Source organism: Rhizobium sp. P1_C7 (assembly GCF_056406295.1).
In genome coordinates, this window is sequence record NZ_JBFUAL010000026.1 from 1 (window position 1) to 17386 (window position 17386).

Annotated in this window: 17 protein-coding genes and 3 pseudogenes; 2 read left to right on the forward strand and 18 right to left on the reverse strand. The window is 59.2% G+C overall.

Going from position 1 to position 17386, the window contains the following annotated elements; translation table 11 throughout:
• The 3 genes and pseudogenes from AC1D2R_RS27605 to AC1D2R_RS27615 all read right to left on the reverse strand — a co-directional run.
• Window positions 1–229 (reverse strand): annotated as a pseudogene (locus AC1D2R_RS27605) (RES family NAD+ phosphorylase); the annotation flags it as partial.
• Between the two features lie 77 nt (window positions 230–306).
• Window positions 307–756: an antitoxin Xre/MbcA/ParS toxin-binding domain-containing protein gene (locus AC1D2R_RS27610; protein ID WP_477972419.1), complete on the reverse strand. Its 450-nt coding sequence runs from the start codon at window positions 754–756 to the stop codon at window positions 307–309.
• Between the two features lie 570 nt (window positions 757–1326).
• Complete coding sequence (locus AC1D2R_RS27615) at window positions 1327–1575, reverse strand: helix-turn-helix domain-containing protein (protein ID WP_477972421.1); 249 nt, start codon at window positions 1573–1575, stop codon at window positions 1327–1329.
• Between the two features lie 122 nt (window positions 1576–1697).
• Here AC1D2R_RS27615 and AC1D2R_RS27620 point away from each other — a divergent pair, with 122 nt between their 5' ends.
• Both AC1D2R_RS27620 and AC1D2R_RS27625 read left to right on the forward strand, forming a co-directional pair.
• A complete protein-coding gene (locus AC1D2R_RS27620) occupies window positions 1698–2588 on the forward strand; it encodes a LysR family transcriptional regulator (protein ID WP_477972423.1) in 891 nt (296 codons plus the stop codon).
• Between the two features lie 67 nt (window positions 2589–2655).
• Window positions 2656–2790: pseudogene (locus AC1D2R_RS27625) on the forward strand (IS481 family transposase); the annotation flags it as partial.
• A 75-nt stretch (window positions 2791–2865) separates the two neighbouring features.
• Here the strand turns inward: AC1D2R_RS27625 and AC1D2R_RS27630 are convergent.
• The 15 genes and pseudogenes from AC1D2R_RS27630 to leuC all read right to left on the reverse strand — a co-directional run bounded on the left by AC1D2R_RS27630 (window position 2866) and on the right by leuC (window position 17276).
• A pseudogene (locus AC1D2R_RS27630) lies at window positions 2866–4232 on the reverse strand (MFS transporter).
• 25 nt (window positions 4233–4257) lie between these two features.
• Window positions 4258–5493, reverse strand: coding sequence for an MFS transporter (locus AC1D2R_RS27635; RefSeq protein ID WP_477972425.1), 1236 nt, complete (start codon window positions 5491–5493; stop codon window positions 4258–4260).
• An 85-nt stretch (window positions 5494–5578) separates the two neighbouring features.
• Window positions 5579–6604, reverse strand: coding sequence for an aliphatic sulfonate ABC transporter substrate-binding protein (locus AC1D2R_RS27640; RefSeq protein ID WP_477972427.1), 1026 nt, complete (start codon window positions 6602–6604; stop codon window positions 5579–5581).
• A 41-nt stretch (window positions 6605–6645) separates the two neighbouring features.
• Entirely contained in the window at window positions 6646–7518 is an 873-nt protein-coding gene (locus AC1D2R_RS27645) for an ABC transporter permease (protein ID WP_477972429.1), read from the reverse strand.
• A 35-nt stretch (window positions 7519–7553) separates the two neighbouring features.
• The gene (locus AC1D2R_RS27650) at window positions 7554–8390 is read right to left on the reverse strand and encodes an ABC transporter ATP-binding protein (protein ID WP_477972431.1); all 837 of its coding nucleotides are present in this window, start codon (window positions 8388–8390) and stop codon (window positions 7554–7556) included.
• A gap of 20 nt (window positions 8391–8410) precedes the next feature.
• Window positions 8411–8737 carry a 4Fe-4S binding protein gene (locus AC1D2R_RS27655; protein WP_477972433.1) on the reverse strand — a complete coding sequence of 109 codons (327 nt, stop codon included), beginning with the start codon at window positions 8735–8737 and terminating at the stop codon, window positions 8411–8413.
• Complete coding sequence (locus AC1D2R_RS27660) at window positions 8734–10374, reverse strand: FAD-dependent oxidoreductase (protein ID WP_477972435.1); 1641 nt, start codon at window positions 10372–10374, stop codon at window positions 8734–8736. Before AC1D2R_RS27660 ends, AC1D2R_RS27655 begins: the two co-directional genes overlap by 4 nt.
• A gap of 60 nt (window positions 10375–10434) precedes the next feature.
• The gene (locus AC1D2R_RS27665) at window positions 10435–11022 is read right to left on the reverse strand and encodes a thioredoxin family protein (protein WP_477972437.1); all 588 of its coding nucleotides are present in this window, start codon (window positions 11020–11022) and stop codon (window positions 10435–10437) included.
• A 357-nt stretch (window positions 11023–11379) separates the two neighbouring features.
• A complete protein-coding gene (locus AC1D2R_RS27670) occupies window positions 11380–12537 on the reverse strand; it encodes an iron-containing alcohol dehydrogenase (protein WP_477972439.1) in 1158 nt (385 codons plus the stop codon).
• Between the two features lie 3 nt (window positions 12538–12540).
• Window positions 12541–12720, reverse strand: coding sequence for a hypothetical protein (locus tag AC1D2R_RS27675; protein WP_477972441.1), 180 nt, complete (start codon window positions 12718–12720; stop codon window positions 12541–12543).
• Window positions 12721–12749: 29 nt separating this feature from the next.
• Window positions 12750–13691 (reverse strand): 3-hydroxyacyl-CoA dehydrogenase, encoded by a 942-nt coding sequence (locus AC1D2R_RS27680; RefSeq protein ID WP_477972443.1) that lies wholly within the window; start codon window positions 13689–13691, stop codon window positions 12750–12752.
• Between the two features lie 2 nt (window positions 13692–13693).
• Window positions 13694–14575 (reverse strand): isocitrate lyase/PEP mutase family protein, encoded by an 882-nt coding sequence (locus AC1D2R_RS27685; RefSeq protein ID WP_477972445.1) that lies wholly within the window; start codon window positions 14573–14575, stop codon window positions 13694–13696.
• Between the two features lies 1 nt (window position 14576).
• On the reverse strand, window positions 14577–15215 hold the full coding sequence (locus AC1D2R_RS27690) for an isochorismatase family protein (RefSeq protein ID WP_477972447.1): 639 nt from the start codon (window positions 15213–15215) through the stop codon (window positions 14577–14579).
• A complete protein-coding gene (leuD, locus tag AC1D2R_RS27695; protein ID WP_477972448.1) occupies window positions 15208–15864 on the reverse strand; it encodes a 3-isopropylmalate dehydratase small subunit in 657 nt (218 codons plus the stop codon). The genes AC1D2R_RS27690 and leuD overlap by 8 nt, the downstream gene beginning before the upstream one ends.
• Window positions 15861–17276, reverse strand: coding sequence for a 3-isopropylmalate dehydratase large subunit (gene leuC / locus AC1D2R_RS27700; protein WP_477972527.1), 1416 nt, complete (start codon window positions 17274–17276; stop codon window positions 15861–15863). The genes leuD and leuC overlap by 4 nt, the downstream gene beginning before the upstream one ends.
• Window positions 17277–17386 lie beyond the last annotated feature (110 nt).

Sequence of the window (17386 nt, forward strand, 5' to 3'; positions counted from 1 at the left end):
AAAATGCGCGATACCACGCACCGCGCTCGTCATCGTTGAACCGGTTGCCGCCGGGGCGCGTGTATGTAAACGCGGCGTTGATGAATGTATGGCCGGGACGGCCAAAGACGAGCTCTTTCGGATCGAGGTCTAACAGGCCACCTTCCTGGGCTTGCAGGCGGCCGCTGGTAGCGCCCTCCAACTCGGCCAGATCCTCCATGGCGCCATGATTTGGGGCGAGAGCCAGCAATGCTGGTTCCTTCAGCCTAGCGGTCGATATGAGGCGGACTGTATCTCGCTGGACAATATCCGTGCGAGCCGGCTCGATCACAGCCCGCCCCGCAACGCATCAACGTGGCGTCGCACAAGAAGCAGCTTTGGGATGCCGCCGTCGATCATCACGTCGATTGGCCGGCGCGCCTCGAAAAGCGGTCCCTTGTTTGGAAGTTTGACCCATTCGTCGGCGAGTGGTTCAGAGAAAAGCAGTCGGAGGGCCTTGAAGATGCCGATCAACGCGCTGACCCTGGTCAATGTGTCTTGAGAGAGGCTCCCGCTCCATTCGCCCTTCTTCATTCTGAACCACGTGCGCTCCGACACGTCACCCATTAGGGCGCAGACCTCGACGCTGGTTAAGCGCCATATCTCGGCCAGTCGAACAACACCTGACACGGCTGCGGGGGTAAGCCGTTTGCGGGCCGCCTCATCGCCTAGATTTACCGGTGATTGCGGCACCCCACTATCACGAATTGCTTGCGCTACGACCATGGCAATCTCCATCTGACAGTCAATATACTGCCAAATGGCAGGGTTTCAAGTTTATAAAGCGGTCGCGATCGAAACTCCACGAAAAGATGTGCATCATATTTCTGTTCCCAACACGTCGCGGTGGCCGAGCTGGTCGGAGAAAGTAGTCGCCCGCATTTTTCGAGAGGTCGCGGGTTTCAAAGGCAGGCTGAGTGCGGAAATCACATCGCGATCACTGCCACATCTTGAGCGATGGCAACGCGTGACCTTCGGCAACTTCTCGAGATCGGCGCACTGCCTCGCACCGGAGCTACAGCTTCAACTGACCAGCATTTCAAGAGCTCGCTCGCTTGGCCTCAGCTCAATCGACCTGCGCTTTTCTCGGATGTGGGGTCGATCCCCTTCCGATCTTTCAACGTGCCCGGATCGGCCGGATCGACGGTTCGAAGCCGTTCAACGTGAACGCGCGATAAATGTCCGACCCGGACACACGGGCGGGTTCAAATCGGGCAAGTGCTCCTGTGCATGTGACACTCTCGGCAGAACGGTCTCAAATTGCTCGGTTACCCGTGACCGGCTCCTCGTACTTAGACAGGTTCGCCGTCAATGGTGTGGGCCGCAATCAATTTCCGCCTGGCGCATTAACTCGAAAGGATCCGCACCAATTGCTCTACTAACCAGAATAAATTCAGCGACATCAAGACGCCGTTCTTCAGTCTCGATCTTCGAGATGACAGTCTGCCTCTGCCCTACTCGCCTGCCCAACTCCTGTTGGGTAACGCTTGCCTTTCTCCTCGCCTCGACAAGAAGTTCAATCAGCCGTTTGTATAGAATGCGATCAAGCGATGACAATGCCGAGTGCCAGTTGAAATTTCACCGGCACTTCCGATAAAACCGATTTTCGAATACCCCAAAATAGGGTATCATCTTTCAACAGTCGTGCGAGACAATCGAACTGGTTGAAGGATCGTGACATGGAACTGCGCCAACTCTCGTACTTCAAGGCGGTGGCCGAGGAACTGCACTTCGGCAGGGCGGCGGCCAAGATCCGCATTGCCCAGCCGGCGTTAAGCACGCAGGTGCAGGCGCTGGAAAAGGAGCTTGGCCTGCAGCTTCTCGTGCGAACGACGAGACGGGTGGAACTGACGCAGGCGGGCGAAACCTTCTATGATCGCTGCATCAGGATTCTCAGCGAGATCGATCTGACCACCGAGATCACCAGGGCGGTTGCCGGCAAGACGATGAAGCAGATCAGGATCGGTACCGTCTATCCGGCCACCACAGGGGTACTGCCGGCATTCCTGGCAAAGATTGCCCGCAAGTATCCTGACGTGCGCATCCATATTTCCAGCGGCAACACCGGCGATATCATTCGCAGCCTGGAAAGCGGCCAGATCAATCTCGGCTTCATCCGACCGGTCGAGAACATCGGCTCGCTGCGGTTCTTCTCGATTGCCCATGAGCGCTATCTGCTGGCGGTCGCAAAGGCGAGCCCCTTGGCAGCGCAAGAGGAGATCGGCATCGAGGATCTGCGCGATAAGAAGATCATCGCCTTCAACAGGCAGAACCTGTCCTTCACCGAGCGGTACTTCAACGAGAAGTTCGAGGCCTATGATCTGACCCGCAACATTGCCTATACCTGTGACGACACCTACTCACTGGTGTCGCTTGTCTCGGCAGGGCTCGGCATCGGCTTTGCCCCTGAGTGGGTTCGCGATCTGCCCAACCGTGCCTTCGAGCTCAAGAAGGTGAGGGGGATCGATTTCAGGATCGGGCTCGGGGTTGCCTGGAACAAAGAGGATCCCACTGCCTCGCGCGATGACATTGTCGATATTGCCCGTTCGCTGGCAAGGCCGAGCAGGTGAGGGCACAGGTGGGCCGGGTTCAATCGCTCTGATGATCCGGTCCCTCTGTTTTGCATACTGGAGCGGTGCCCACAATTTCGGTCGCCGCCTCAGGACCCTCGAAGGTCTCACGCCATATGATTTCACCCGCAAATGTTGGACAAAAGAGCCCGAAAGATTCACGCTCGATCCGACCCATCAAATGCCGGGACTTCTCTATTAGGTGTGTCTTTCAAGCTTCCTTAGCCAGATGAGCTGACGCTATTGAAGGGAAAATATTTCGCTTCTTACCCTTCAATCAACTCCGGGCATGGCCTGAAACTTCTGCCCCCGCGTCCTTCTCCAAGCTCAGAAATCTGAGCGACGCCAGCACCCCGATTGTACCAATGACGCCGAATGACCATTGGAAATCAACCATCGACAAGACTGTTCCTCCGCGCAACGTTTGTGATGCGCTCAGAACCGCGGCGGCGACGGCGACGCCGAGCACCATAGAAAGCTGCTGCAGCATGCTCGACAGCGTCGACGCGGAACTGCGCTGCGCCGGGGCTATGTCGGCAAAGCCGACCGTGTTCAGCGCCGTGAACTGCATCGACCGGGAGAGCCCCGCGATGAACAGCAGGGCATAGTTTGCCCACTGTGCCGTTGCGGGAGACAGGATGGCGCAAGCTGCAATGGAGGCGGAGGCAATTACCCCGTTGACCACCAGGATCGTCCGAAAACCAAACCGGCGCAAAAGCGGCGTGGTCACCGATTTCATTGCAAGATTCCCCGCGAAATAGACCAGGATATAGGTCCCCGTGGAAATCGCATCGAGACCGAAGCCGACCTGGAAAAACAACGGGATGAGGAACGGCATGGCATTGATCGCTAGCCGCGATGCGGTGCCGGCTGAGAGGGTGGAAAACGCAAAGGTTGGAATGGCGAAAGGCGAGAGATCCAGGAGCGGATTGGCCGTTTTGCGAAAATGGCGAATGGCCCATGCGGAGAAGGCGAGACCGATGACAAGCAGGGCAATGACCTGGCCCGCCGTTACTGTCCCATGAACGAAGCTTTCAAGCCCTGCCAGAAGCAATGTGAGCCCCAGCGCCGACAGCACGAACCCGATGAGATCCAGCCTGCCCGTGTCCTCTTCCTTCTGCTGCGGAACGAAATGCCAGACGAGCATTAGGCCGATCATGCCGATCGGGATGTTGATGAAGAAGTTCCAGTGCCAGCTGACGTAGGTGGTGATGAAGCTGCCGAGCACGGGGCCGATGACGGGAGCGATCAAGGCCGGCCAGGTGATCAGCGCTACGGCATTGATCAGATCGCGTTTTGCCGCGTTGCGCAAAACTATCATGCGTCCGATCGGGTTCATCAGCGCACTGCCAAAACCCTGCGCCGCGCGGGCTGCAATGAATTCCGGAAGAGTCGTGGCCAGGCCGCAGAACAGCGATGCGACCACAAAAAGGCCGCCATGGTCAGCATGTAGACCGTCAGCCCGATACTCATGGCCACGGGCGCGACGCCGAACGACCGCGCCATCTGCGGCAGCGAGGTAACGACGATCGTCGAATCCAGCATCTGCATGAAGAAGGAGACAGCGACGACGAAGGCCACTAGTCGTGAACGGCTGGAAGATGCCTGTGTCTCGGTGTTTTCCATCGCGTCGGCAATTGTCATTGCTTGTCCTTGATTTGTACTTGGCTCAGCGTGCGGCAAAGTAGATGCGCCGAACCGCAGGAATGGAAAGGATGAGACCAAGAAGAAGCGCGCTCGCGGCGAGGCCGATCAGGACCTGCAGGTCGAACCAGTGTGCCGCAAAGCCGATCAGGAATGCGCCCAGTGCTGGCCCGGCGCGGAAAACCAGCGTGTAGAGCGCCAGCACGCGGCCGCGCATCGAAGGCTCGCTCAGTGTCTGCGCCATGGTTTGCATGCCGATATTGCAAACGACGTGAAACAACCCGGCAAAACCGATCAGCGGCAGCGCGAAGCCGAATATGCCCGTCGTTGAAAACAGGATGAGCGATACAGCGATGCCGAGGGCGGCGGCAAATGTGATCCGCACGATTGTACCTTCAGGCCGCTTCCTGAGCATCCACCCGGCCCCGAAGAGCGCGCCGATGCCCTGCGCGGCCATCAGCAGGCCGAGCGTATCGGGACCGCCTTTGAACGTGCCCCCCGCCAAGGCGGGAAAGAGTTCTGTAAACGGCCGCGCTAGCAATGCGAAAGACAATGCGAGCACAAACAGCATCGCCACTTGCGGCGCCCAAAGAACATAGCGAAATCCCGAGACGATATCGTCGGTGAAGCGAGCGGCGCGCACCGCAAGACCCGGACGGTCGATCCACGGGCGGACATGGACGAGAACGGCCATGATGGCGATGAAGGAGAGGGCGTTGAGAAGAAACACGTCGCTGACGCCGGAATGCACCATGACGAAACCGCCGATCATCGGGCCGATGCTGCGGGCAATGTTGGCGGCGATCGAATTGGCTGCAATCGCCTGAGATACGCGGCCGTGAGGAGCAAGCGACCCCGTCACCATCATACGCGCCGGCTGGTTGAAGCCCTGTAGTGTCGAATCGATTACTGCCCATGCCAGCAAAAGCCAGGGCGAGACGATTCCCAACACGACCAGCAACCAGATGAGACAGGAGTTCGCGATGGCGAGAACCTGCGTCGTCCAGATCAACCTGTAGGGATTACTGCGATCGGTCACCGTGCCGGCAAGCGGTGCGATCCAGAATGCGGCAATCAGGTCGGACAGGGCGACGGTGCCCACCCAGGCGGGTGAAAGCGTCAGCTCCCAGACAAGCCAGCCGACCGCTGCCTTCTGCATCCAATCGCCGGCGAAGCTGACACATTGGGCGATGGAAAACAGGATGAAATTGCGGCTCTTGGGGTCAGGTATCAGCCGCTGTTCTGGTGTAATCGCTGTCATCAAAGTCTTGAGAAGTTGGAAAAATCAAACGACCGCCGGGCAGCGCAAGACGCAGGCCTGGCGGTCGAGGAGCACTACAGATGCATTACTGGTTGGAATCGACTTCCTTGTAGGCCGCATCGAGATAGCTGGTATCGACCCAGGTATCGTAGTTCACCGAGCCCTTGAGCAACTTGGCTTCCAGCATGAAGGCTTCTTCATCCTTCAGCGCCTTGAGGGCTTCGGGCGTAATGCGCGGATCCTGATAGAACTTGCCGTCGGCATAGGTGCTGCGCACCGACTTTTCCGAGGTCTTGGTCTCATCGACGAAGATCTTGATGGTGTCTTCAGGATGTGCATCGGCCCAGCGCGCCAGCTGGATATCGACCTTCAACAGGCGCTTGACGAGATCGGGATATTTCTTCGCGAATTCTCCGTTTACCGAGATGATGAAGGGTGCAGACCACTCGGGATATTTGTTGCTGTCGAGGATCACGCGCGCTTCGCCCTTTTCAACCAGCTTGGATGTCGAATTGTCGGATTCGACCACGGCATCGACGTCACCGCGCAGCAGCGCCGGGCCCGAGGCCGCGAAATCGAGGTTGAGCGGCTCGACATCGTCAGTGGTGAGCCCGGCCGTTTTCAGTGCCTTCGAGAAAACCGAGTGGCGCACGGTTCCGGCCAGAAAGGCGACCTTTTTTCCCTTGAGGTCGGCGATCGTCTTGATCGGGGAATCCGGCTTGACGATGATCGTGGTCGACGAGTTCTTGGTATAGCTCGACAGGCCGATGGCCTTGACGTCGGTGCCAAGGGCCGCGGCGCGCAGCGCCGGATTATTGCCGGTATAGGTTACTTCGATTGCGCCGGTTGCAAGCGCCGTGAGCGCCTCCGAACCGCCGTTGGTGAAGGCCACGAGCTCGACCTTGATGCCGTCCTTGGCGAATTCCTTCTCGAACGCGCCGTTGTGGCGGCCCAGAATGAACTTCAGGTGGCCTGGCGCCGTGGTGCCGATACGGATGATTTCAGGCTTGTCTTCGGCAAGAGCTGCGCTCGAGAGTATCGAGACGCTCAGGATGGAGAGGCTCAGGCCTTTCAAAAGGGTCCGGCGCAGTTGGGTAAAAGTGTTGGTCATGTCGTCCTCTGACGGTTGGTTCTATTAATCGGATGGTGGGATTAGTGGGGCGATGCTTCCGAGGGGCTCTTCCAGCTGGTTACCCAGCGCTCGAACCACACCAGCAGGTAATTCACGATCAGGCCGATGAACGTCATCGTCAGGATGCCGGCATACATGTCGGCAGTTTCCATCATCAGCTGGGAGTTCTGGATGAGGTAGCCAAGACCGGATTTGGCCGCGAGCATTTCGGCACCGATCACCGCAAAGATCGAGGATTTCACCGCAAGCCGGGCGCCCGCCACGATGTGGGGAATGCTGGCCGGCAGGATGACCTTGCGGAAAAGATCGAGATCGGAGGTGCCCATGGACCGGGCGGCCTTGAGCAACAGGGGATCGACCGATTTGACGCCGCTGATGGTGTTGATCAGCAGGAAGAAGACCGACGAATAGAAGGTAATGGCGATCTTGGATGCTTCGCCAATGCCGAGCAACAGAATGAAGACCGGCAAAAGGGCGAATTGCGAAGTGTTGCGCAGGGTCTGGACGAGAAGGTCCGATACCTTCTCGAAGGTCGAATACCGCCCCATCAGGAAACCGAGCGGGATCGCGACCACGAGCGCCAGTGCAAAGCCGATGAAGGCTCGCTGCAGGCTGATACCGATATTGGTAGACAGCGTGCCATCCAGCAGCATCGCGTACCAGGCGGCCAGGACTTCGCTCAGCGGCGGAAAAAAGATCGGGCTCAGCCAGCCAAGCCGCGGTGCTATTTCCCAGAAGACGAAGAACGTCGCCAGCAATGGCAGCCCGTAACCGAACGACCCAAGGTGAAGTCTCCGGCTTTTCGGGCGGCGCGCGGGTGCTGGTCGGGCGGTGTCGCGGGACCGCGGCGTCACTGCAGGCACGAAGCCGGATTTATCGGTTACAAAAGCCATCTTGGCCTCCATTGTCTCTATGCAGGGTCCGGTCTTCAGGCAGCGTAGGCGGGCGAAAGCGCCCAGTCCTTCTGCGCCTTGTTCACTTCGTCTCGCAGGGCTTCCCAGACGCGGCCGCGATGGGCGTTGAAGTCCGGGCTGGAACGGATGTCGCCGTCGCGCGGGCGCGGCAGGTCGATGTCGATGATCTCTTTGACCCGGCCCGGACGAGCGGTCATTATGACGATCCGGTCAGCGAGGTAGATCGCCTCGTCGATCGAGTGGGTGACGAACACCACGGTGGTGTTGATCTTTTCCCAGATGCGGAGCAACTCGCTCTGCAGGATTTCGCGGGTCTGGGCATCGAGGGCTGCAAAGGGCTCGTCCATCAGCAGCACTTCTGGATCGGCCGCCAGCGCCCGGGCAATGGCGACGCGCTGCTGCATGCCGCCGGAAAGCTGATTGGGAAACCGGTCCTCGAAGCCCGAAAGGCCGAAGAGAGAGAGGAAATAACGCGCCTTGTCGGTGCGCTCGCGCTTGCCGACGCAGCGTACTTCCAGCGCATACTCGATATTGGCGAGGGCCGTGCGCCACGGAAACAGCGCATATTGCTGGAACACGTAGCCGGTCTTCGGATCGGGCTTGGTGATGATCTTGCCGTCGATCTCCACCTTGCCGCTGGTGGCTTGCGTCAGGCCGCCGATGATGTCGAGCAGAACCGACTTGCCGCTTCCGCTCGGGCCGACCAAGGTGATGAACTCACCCTTTCGGATCGTCAGATCCACCCCGTCGAGGACCGTGACGCGGTCGGAGGGCTGGCCGTCGATGGTGACGAACTGGCCCGGCTTCAGCTGGAACATCTTGTGGACGTCGGTAACGGTGATGCGGTCCATATCTTTGGTCTCCTTCGGTCTCAGACTTGAGCGACGCGGATGCGATGGGTCGTGTCGAACCGGGTGCCGCCGGGCTTGCCGCGTTTCCAGCCGAGCGCGCGCGAATAGCTGCCGAACAGCTCACGCTCCTCGACTTCCGCCTCAGTGATGGCGACAGGCCCGTCGGCATACTCAGCCACGTAGAGCGCGTCCGTCGGGCAGTAGATTTCGCACAGGAAGCACGTCTGGCAGTCATCCTGCCGAGCAATGATCGGCGCCCCGCCGGTCTTGTCGAAGACATTGGCTGGGCAGACCTTGACGCAGATGTCGCATTCGATGCAGCGGCTTTCGGAAATGACCTCGATCATGACGCAAGCTCCTTTCCATGGTGAAGGGGCTCTGCCGCCTGAACGCGGATTTCGTCTATGCCGCTGACGAGAATTGGGCGTGCGAATGCCGGATCGCTGGTCTTGAAATCAGCCCGGCGATGCATGCCGCGGCTCTCCTGCCGTGCGAGCGCTGCGTTCAGGGACCACCGGCCCGCTGCCGCGATCGCGGCAGCTTCACGGGCCCGATAGCGATCGATGCCAACGCCGGCGAGATGATGACGGACATCGCTCCACAGCATGTCGAGCGTCTGCCGGCTTGCCTCCAGGCAGTTGCCGTCGCGAAAATAGTTCTTCTCGAGCGGCAGGACTTCCGCCTGCACGGCAGCGATGACGTCCTTTGACGTGAGGCCGGGCTTCGTCGCCCCGGCCGGACGCAGGCCCGCTTCACCAAGAGGTTTGGAAACCGAGCGGAAAGCCGATCGCTGCTCGTGGCGCTTGGCATATTGCGATGCGCCTTGGCCGGACCACCAGCCGCTGGCGATCGCCCAGGAGGAATTCGGGCCGCCGCCGCCGGATGCCGCGCCGGTCAGAGCCTCACGGCTCGCCGCGTCGCCTGCCACGTAAAGGCCCGGCACGTCGGTGCCGCAATCGGATGTGGCAATGCGGATGCCGCCGGTGCCGCGCACCGTGCCTTCCGCCCTGAAGGTCACGCGGAAGAGATCCTTGAACGGATCGATCCTCATGCGGTCATAGGGCACGAAACAGTTGGGCTGGCCCTGTCGCAGCCAGTCCTGCAAGGCGGGTTCAGCTTGGTCGAGCCGTGCATAGACCGGTGCCTCGATCATTGCCCGGACGATTTCCTTTTCGCGCTCGCCAATGCCGTTGCGCAGCGGCTCGCCGTCGCTGCTGATGATCTCCGTGCCATCCTCGCGATAGAAGGTCGCCCAGCGGAAGGGCAGGCCCTTGTTGAGCGACGAACCGTGCGGCGCAAGCGTGTACTTGCCGGTGAATTCCATGCCGGACAGGAGCGCACCCGCTTCTGCCGCCATCAGGTAGCCGTCGCCGGTCAGGCCCGTTGCACCGAGGATGCGCTCGTGGAAGGCGCAGCCACCGGTCGCAAGCACCACGGCGCCGGCATCGACGCGCCAGTCGCGGTTGCGCTGGCGATCGACGCCGGCAGCCCCGGTCACGGTTTCGCCGTTGGACAGGAGTTCGAGGGCTGGATGCTGGTCGAGCACGGTGACGCCCGCCAGAAGAACACGCCGGCGCATGAAGGCCATGTAGTCCGGCCCGCGCAGATTAGCGATATAGAGCTTGCCGTCGTCCTCGCTCGGAAAGGGGTAGCCCCATTCGACGAGCTTCAGGAGATTTTCATAGGCCCGGTCGACACAGCGCAGCATCCAGCGCGGATCGGCGAGGCCGGCAGTGCGCTGCCAGCGCCGCTCGACGATATGGGCGCGATCTTCGCCGGGCGCGACGCACCATGTCCCGGTGTTGGACGGCGCGGTCGCCCCGCTGGTGCCGAGATAGCCCTTGTCGGCGAGGACGACCTTTGCTCCGTTCTCGGCCGCAGCCAGCGCTGCCCATGCGCCCGATGGTCCGCCGCCGATGACCAGGACATCGGCTTGCAGATGAAGAGGATCGGACCCGCTTGGATCTTTTGGTTGCAACGACATTCCGTATCTCGAAACCTGTTCCGGGAAAGGCGGTGGCATCCTTGCCGCCGCGGCATGCTCTCAAGCGGCCTGCGACGACCAGGACGGTTCATTGCCCGGTTCCCACTTGATGTTGCAGCCGATCGAAGGAATCTGATGGGCAACAGGACCGGCGCCGAAAATCACCGCGTCCGCTGCCGCACGCAGGTCTGCACCAGTGACATCCTTGCCGTTGCCTGGGCGAGCATCGTCGAACTGGCCGTGATAGACGAGTTTCCGATCAGCATCGAACAGGAAGAAGTCGGGCGTGCACGCAGCGCCATAAGCCTTGGCCACATCCTGCGATGCGTCCTTCAGATAAGGGAACGTGTAGCCGTAGGTCTCGACTTCCTCGCCCATTCGCTCCAGGGTTTCCTCCGGGTGGGCGGCGGCATCGTTGCTGTTGATCGCGATGATCTGCAGTCCCTTGGCTTCGTATTCGCGACCGAATTGTGCAAACGCCTCGCGCAGGAGAACCACGAACGGACAACGGTTGGAAATGAAGGCAACGAGCAATGCCGGCTTGTCAGCGTATTCGGCCAGTTGATGGACCCGACCGTGCGCGTCCGGCAGAGCGAAGTCTGCCGCTTCGACGCCGATTGCAATGAGATTGGACTGAGTATTCGGCATGGTATCCTCCAGCTGCAGAAGCAGTTGCTCAGTCTATGAAGTTTATAGATTTTATAGTGGCAGATTGTTCTCGGTAAGCGTGCAAAAGCGGATGATTTTTCTGCAGCGAGCTCGCCTGGCGACAAATCGCGCCAGTGGAAGCGAGAGGAACGAGACACCTTCTTCGCGTAGCGAGGCTAGCTCAGGAGTTGCAATGGAAAAACAGTCAAAATGTTTTACCCTTAGCTGGTGCGATGAAGGCGATGATCGCGGGCTCTGAGTGTCGCGCTTCACTCAACTGGCGCCGGCCAAGTTCTGCCGCCGGCCTGACTCACCAGATAGCCCAAAATCAGATCAGGACCTTGCCCCAGCGCTGCTTTACCAAGCGGCTTGGTAAATCGCCAATGCGTCTGCCTGTTCGATGGGGCGGGGATTGTTTACCAGCAGGCGTTGTTGCTTCATGCTGTCTATTGCCAGCTTTTCCAAGGAACTAGAAGGTATGCCGACGTCCCGGAGTCGCGAGGGCAGCTGGAGCGTCCGCGAAAGAGTTTCGATCGCAGCGATAAAATGATCGCAACGGTTTGTTGCGTCCATATCGGCGAGACGAGGAAAAGCGTCGACAGCGATTTCAGCATATGTCGATGACGCGACCATCGCATTGAATTTGAGGACGTGCGGCAGCACCAGCGCGTTGGAAAGACCATGCGGCACATGGAATGTCCCGCCGATTGGATATGCCAAGGCGTGTACGGCGGCGACCGGCGAGTTGGCGAAGGCCTGGCCGGCCAGCATCGAGCCAAGCAGCATATTGCCGCGCGCTTCCCGGTCGAGGCCGTTGAAAACCGCCGTTTCGATGTTGGCGCCCAGCAGCCGCAGGGCTTCGCGCGCCAGCGTTTTCGACAGCGGATTGTTGTTGGAGTTGACCGAGGCATAAGCCTCTATGGCGTGCACCATGGCATCGACCCCGGTGGCCGCCGTGATAGTAGGGGGCAGGCCGAGGGTGAGGTCAGGATCGAGGATGGCGATATCTGGGAGAATGATGGGGCTGGAGACGCCACGCTTTTCTTCCTCGCCCACGGTGATGATCGATACAGGCGTAACTTCTGAGCCGGTTCCCGCGGTCGTAGGAACCAGGACAAGCGGCAGGCGAGGGCCTTTGGCATTGCCTACACCCCAGGCTTCGTTTAGGTCTTCGTTAGATCCAAGCAAAAGCGAAACGAGCTTGGCAATATCCATTGAAGAGCCGCCGCCAAATCCCAGCACACCGGTGGCGCCAAGGGTGCGCCCGACTTCGACAGCGTTATTTAGCGTCGCAATGGAAGGATCGGCTTCAACCCTGTCGAACACCCGGCTTTGGTGACCCGCGGCCGCGAGCGAGGCAAGTGCTGCTTCAATCAGGCCAAGTTTACTGATGCCCGGATCGGTGACGACGAGAACGCGGGCTCCAAGCACGGCGCCGGCGATCGGGGCCAGCTCTTTGGCGGCGCCAGGCCGGAAAACCAGAGATTTTGTCGTGTTGAAAGAGAAAGGTCCCATGTTTCAGGCACTCGGCGCTTTATACGAGGAGACCCCTTGCCRGAAATCATAGTAGATGAGCGACATGTCGGTTTCCTCAGCGAGTTTGACATCGACCCCACTGGTGACAAGTGAGACGCCGGATGCCAGCCCACGCATTCCCAATTTGAACAGGTCAGCAATTTCAGCTGTGACTTCAAGCATTTCGGTTCTCTCTGAGATTTGATCCCGACCTACTTCGATCGACGCTCTGCATCGGCTTGCATGGACCGCGTCGCCAGAATGTTGGCATCGCGCCATTTCTGCCGATCACCCAGCTTTTCAATGGGTGTCTTTTCGACAAGTTCCGCGTGAATTTTTTGGCCCAATTCTGCCGGCCAGTCATAGTCTGTCCGGGCGCTTTGACCCATCTTGCGCATCATCGGCCCGAGATGGTCCACGAATCCCTGAAAGCCGTGCGGGGAATTCAGATGCGCGACTTCGAACGGGCCTATCGTCGCCCAGCGAAGAGCAAGGCCATCTGTGATGACGCGATCAATATCGGCGGCAGTGCAATAGCCTTCGCCGACCAGATGCATGGCTTCGGCCACGAGCGTGTACTGAAGGCGGTTCAGCAGAAAGCCCTCAATCTCCTTATTGAGGGTAACGGGTTTCATACCGAGGCTGGACATGAAAGCATGTGTCTTCTCGATGGTTTCCGGACTTGTCCACGGCGTGCCGCACAGTTCCACCAGCGGGATCAGAGAAGGAGGGTTCACCGGATGCGCCACCAGCGCGCGCCCCTTGCCGGCTATGTCGAGAAACAGCGAGCCGGCAAGCGCTGAAGTCGAGGACGCAAGTATGGCTTCCGGAGCTGCATGGCGGTCAATTTCAGTGAAGACTGCATGTTTGATGCCGACTTCTTCCTTTACCGATTCCTGCACGTGGATCGCATCGGACACCGCCTCGGCGATCGTGTTTGCGAAGCTAACGCGGGCCTGGATCGACGATGGCGACTCACTGAGCAGTCCGGAGGCTTCGAGAAGCGAGAGCGTACGGGCGATCGCGCTCCGGGCGCGGTCGTGCGCTTCCGCGCCCGCACTGTCGAAAACAGAGACCTGATGGCCGCCGCGGGCAAACACCACTGCCCAGGCACTGCCTACCAGGCCGGCTCCAATGCAGGTTACCTTTGCCATTGTCATTTCGCCGCCTGGTTTTCAGGTCGTGCCCATTTGCGCTCGAATTCCCAGACTTCTTCAAAGCCGATCAGCGAGTTGAATTCCTTGAATGAGAACAATGGAAGGTCCGGAGATACAGAGGTGCCCTGGTCCTTGAGCAGGCGGAACGCGCTTTCTGCTGCCTGGGCAGCCGCAAGTCCAGACGTGGCGGGATAGATAGCCATTTTGTAACCGAGAGCCGCGAGTTCACGCGCACTGCGGATCGGCGTCAAGCCACCATCTGCCATGTTGGCCATGGTCGGCTTGTTCAGGCGGCGGCAGGTTTCGCGCATCTCGTCTTCGCTTTCAAGCGCTTCGACGAACAGGATATCAGCTCCAGCCTCGCCATATGCAGCGGCGCGCTTCAGCGCACCCTCCATGCCTTCCTTCTGCCGGGAATCGGTGCGCGCTATGATCAGCATGTCGGGATTGCTACGGGCGTCACATGCGACCTTGATCTTCTCGACCATATCTTCGATCGGAACGATTCTCTTGAAGGGCGTATGACCGCATTTCTTCGGGAATTCCTGATCTTCTATCTGAATTGCACACACACCGGCTTCTTCATACCCTTTAACGGTGTGATGAACGTTGAGGAGGCCGCCATAGCCGGTATCCGCGTCGGCGATGACGCCGGCGCGCACAGTACGGCACAGCGTCCGGACCCGATCGACCATCTGGGTGTAGGTCGCAATACCGGCATCCGGCAGCGCATAGGTCGAGGCCGTCATCCAATAGCCTGACGCGTAGGCAAAATCGAAGCCCATCTTGTTGAACACCGCTGCGGCGATCATGTCATGAATGCCCGGGGCGACAACGAATTCACCGGCTGAAAATGCAGACTTGAGATCAGGTTTTGACATGTTAATGGCTTTCCAGGGATTGCAAATATGAAATGACTTCTGCTTCGCTGACGACGTCGCCGTATTTTGCGTCCATGTCGAAGAGATTTGCCTCGTGGGGTGCAGCGTGGCGATCGCCGACTGCGTCGCGAACGATGATCGGAATGAAGCCGTGCGAACAACTGTCGACGCAGGTGGCGCGTACGCAGCCGCTGGTGGAGAGGCCAGTGTGAATCAAGGTGTCCACGCCGAGCGACGTCAGCGTCGAGGCAAGCGAAGTACCGAAAAAGGCGCTTGGATATTGCTTGGATATGACAAGTTCGCCAGTGTTGACCTCAAGACCGTCAGGCCAGGCGCCCAACGCGCTACCTTCATCGAAATTGTGCAGCACCATGGATTTCTGGTAAAATCGACCGCCATCGATGCCGCCGGGCTTGTAGACGACATTTGTGTAGATGAGCGGAATCCCGGCTTCGCGCGCCGCCTTTTGCAGGCGCAAGGCAGATGCGAGAGCAGTCTCGACCCCGGCATAAAGCGGGCAGGTCTTGTCGAAATATGCTTCGACGAAATCGATCAGGATGAGCGCCGGCTTACGGCCAAACCCTATGCGCTTTCCAAAAGCTCGCTTATAGTTGTCGCCGAGCGTCTCCTGTTCACTCAAGAGCTTTCTCCTTTTCAAGATCGTCAAAATAGGTGAGCTGTTCACAGGTGAGGTAGAGCCAGGGGCTCTCGCTCCGCTGTCGGTTCTCGAAGGTCGCAATATCCGCGCTATCCTCAGTGAGAATGGACCCGATTTCATCCAGCCCCATCAACAGCGACTCCTTGCGGAACGGCTCTATGGCAAAGGAAATTGAGGCGCCGCCAGAAAGTGCGATGGTTTGCGCTTCGAGATCGACGACAACTTGTTCGCCAGCACCGGCCGCCCTTCGAATGGCTTCGAGCTCTGCGCCAGACTTTATGATGGGGAGCACGCCATTCTTGAAGCAGTTGGCGTAAAGAATTTCCCCGAAGCTTTCGGCAATCAGGCAGCGAATACCGAAATCTACGAGCGCCCAGACCGCCTGTTCCCGGCTTGATCCGGTGCCGAAATTCTTGGCGGCCACGAGGATCTCGGCCTTGTCATAGGGAGGAATATCCAGAATGAACGGTGCGGTGCCTGCCTTGGCATGACGGCGTTCGTGGAACGCATGCTTTCCAAGCCCCGTCTTATCGAGGAGAAGCAGGAAACGAGCGGGAAAAATGATGTCGGTATCGACCGAATCTTCATCGATATAAGCGGCAACACTTTGAACGCGGATAAAAGGCTTCATGATCCCTCACCTATGAGACGTACGTCCGTCAAATGCCCGACCAGTGCCGCCGCTGCTGCCATCGGCGGACTCATCAGATGCGTACGTCCATTCAGACCCTGCCGTCCCTCGAAATTGCGGTTGGATGTGGATGCGCAGCGCTCACCCTCTGCAAGCCGGTCATCATTCATCGCAACACACATCGAACAGCCGGCTGACCTCCATTCGAAGCCCGCGGCCTGGAATACCTGGTCTAGCCCTTCCTGTTCTGCTTGCTGGCGAACTGCCGCTGACCCGGGAACCACGATTGCCGCCACGTTGCTTGCGACTTTTCTGCCAGAAACGACGGCTGCGGCCTTTCGCAGGTCTTCAATCCTGCCATTCGTGCATGAGCCGATAAAAACGCGATCGATGCGAATGCCCGACAGCGCCATGCCTGGTGTCAGGCCCATATAGTCAAGACTGCGCTGCATCCTCGCACGGCGCGCCAGATCCATTTCCAGTCCAGGATCAGGAACCGTGCCGTTGATCGGTGCGCATTCCTCTGGCGTCGTGCCCCACGACACGAATGGTGCCAGTTCCTCGACATTTATGGCAATTTCGGCGTCAAAGATGGCGCCACTGTCGCTGGGAAGTCGCAGCCATGCCTCGACGGCCCGCTCCCAGTCCTGGCCCTGCGGCACCAGCGGTCTGCCACGCAGATATTCGATCGTCTTGTCATCCGGGGCCACCATGCCGACCCGGCTGCCCGCCTCGATTGACATATTGCAGAGCGTCATGCGCTGTTCCATGGACAGCGCCCGCACGGCAGAGCCGGCATATTCGATGGCATAGCCAGTACCGCCACCGACCCCGATTCTGGCAATGATGGCGAGAATGAAATCCTTGACCTCGACGCCATCCGGTCGTTCACCGTCGAGAACAATGCGCATGGTCTTCTGCTTGCGCTGCCTCAAGGTCTGTGTCGCGAAAATGCTTTCACACTCGCTCGCGCCAATACCGAAGGCAATGGCCCCGAAAGCCCCATGCGTGCATGTATGGCTGTCGCCACAGACAAGCGTGATGCCCGGAAGAGTGAAGCCAAGTTCGGGGCCGATGACATGTACGATGCCATGACGACGGTCGCGCATCGGTATGTAGTTAATTCCGAAGCGCTCCGCGTTCGCCACCAGTCGCGCCACTTGGCGAGAGGCAAGTCCGTCGGTAAGTCTGAGGTTCCTGTTCGTCGTGGGCACGGCATGGTCGGCCACGGCGATGTGGGCATCAGGACGGCGGATCTCGCGTCCGTTGTCAATCAGACCTGCAAAAGCCTGGGGGCTGGATACCTCTTGAACCAGATGCCGGTCTATATAGAGAAGTGAAGCGCCGTCGGGATAGGACTTGACGACATGGGCGTCCCACACTTTTTCGTAAAGCGTCTGCGGCGAGGCCACGGATTGACCCATTTTTAAAGCTCCTCCGTGTGCCAATATACTGGCCGCGCGGCACTTGTGAAAATTGATGACCGCTGCGGAATTTGCGCTTGCGTCGTCGGCTTAGGCGG

What these genes read in the sequence shown, in the direction of transcription:
- AC1D2R_RS27655 (WP_477972433.1), bottom strand. Translation starts at nt 8,737, where the DNA reads ATGATCGAGGTCATTTCCGAAAGCCGCTGCATCGAATGCGACATCTGC.
- AC1D2R_RS27620 (WP_477972423.1), top strand. Translation starts at nt 1,698, where the DNA reads ATGGAACTGCGCCAACTCTCGTACTTCAAGGCGGTGGCCGAGGAACTG.
- AC1D2R_RS27680 (WP_477972443.1), bottom strand. Translation starts at nt 13,691, where the DNA reads ATGGCAAAGGTAACCTGCATTGGAGCCGGCCTGGTAGGCAGTGCCTGG.
- AC1D2R_RS27650 (WP_477972431.1), bottom strand. Translation starts at nt 8,390, where the DNA reads ATGGACCGCATCACCGTTACCGACGTCCACAAGATGTTCCAGCTGAAG.
- leuD (WP_477972448.1), bottom strand. Translation starts at nt 15,864, where the DNA reads ATGAAGCCTTTTATCCGCGTTCAAAGTGTTGCCGCTTATATCGATGAA.
- AC1D2R_RS27640 (WP_477972427.1), bottom strand. Translation starts at nt 6,604, where the DNA reads ATGACCAACACTTTTACCCAACTGCGCCGGACCCTTTTGAAAGGCCTG.
- AC1D2R_RS27685 (WP_477972445.1), bottom strand. Translation starts at nt 14,575, where the DNA reads ATGTCAAAACCTGATCTCAAGTCTGCATTTTCAGCCGGTGAATTCGTT.
- AC1D2R_RS27645 (WP_477972429.1), bottom strand. Translation starts at nt 7,518, where the DNA reads ATGGCTTTTGTAACCGATAAATCCGGCTTCGTGCCTGCAGTGACGCCG.
- AC1D2R_RS27670 (WP_477972439.1), bottom strand. Translation starts at nt 12,537, where the DNA reads ATGGGACCTTTCTCTTTCAACACGACAAAATCTCTGGTTTTCCGGCCT.
- AC1D2R_RS27610 (WP_477972419.1), bottom strand. Translation starts at nt 756, where the DNA reads ATGGAGATTGCCATGGTCGTAGCGCAAGCAATTCGTGATAGTGGGGTG.
- AC1D2R_RS27665 (WP_477972437.1), bottom strand. Translation starts at nt 11,022, where the DNA reads ATGCCGAATACTCAGTCCAATCTCATTGCAATCGGCGTCGAAGCGGCA.
- AC1D2R_RS27660 (WP_477972435.1), bottom strand. Translation starts at nt 10,374, where the DNA reads ATGTCGTTGCAACCAAAAGATCCAAGCGGGTCCGATCCTCTTCATCTG.
- AC1D2R_RS27635 (WP_477972425.1), bottom strand. Translation starts at nt 5,493, where the DNA reads ATGACAGCGATTACACCAGAACAGCGGCTGATACCTGACCCCAAGAGC.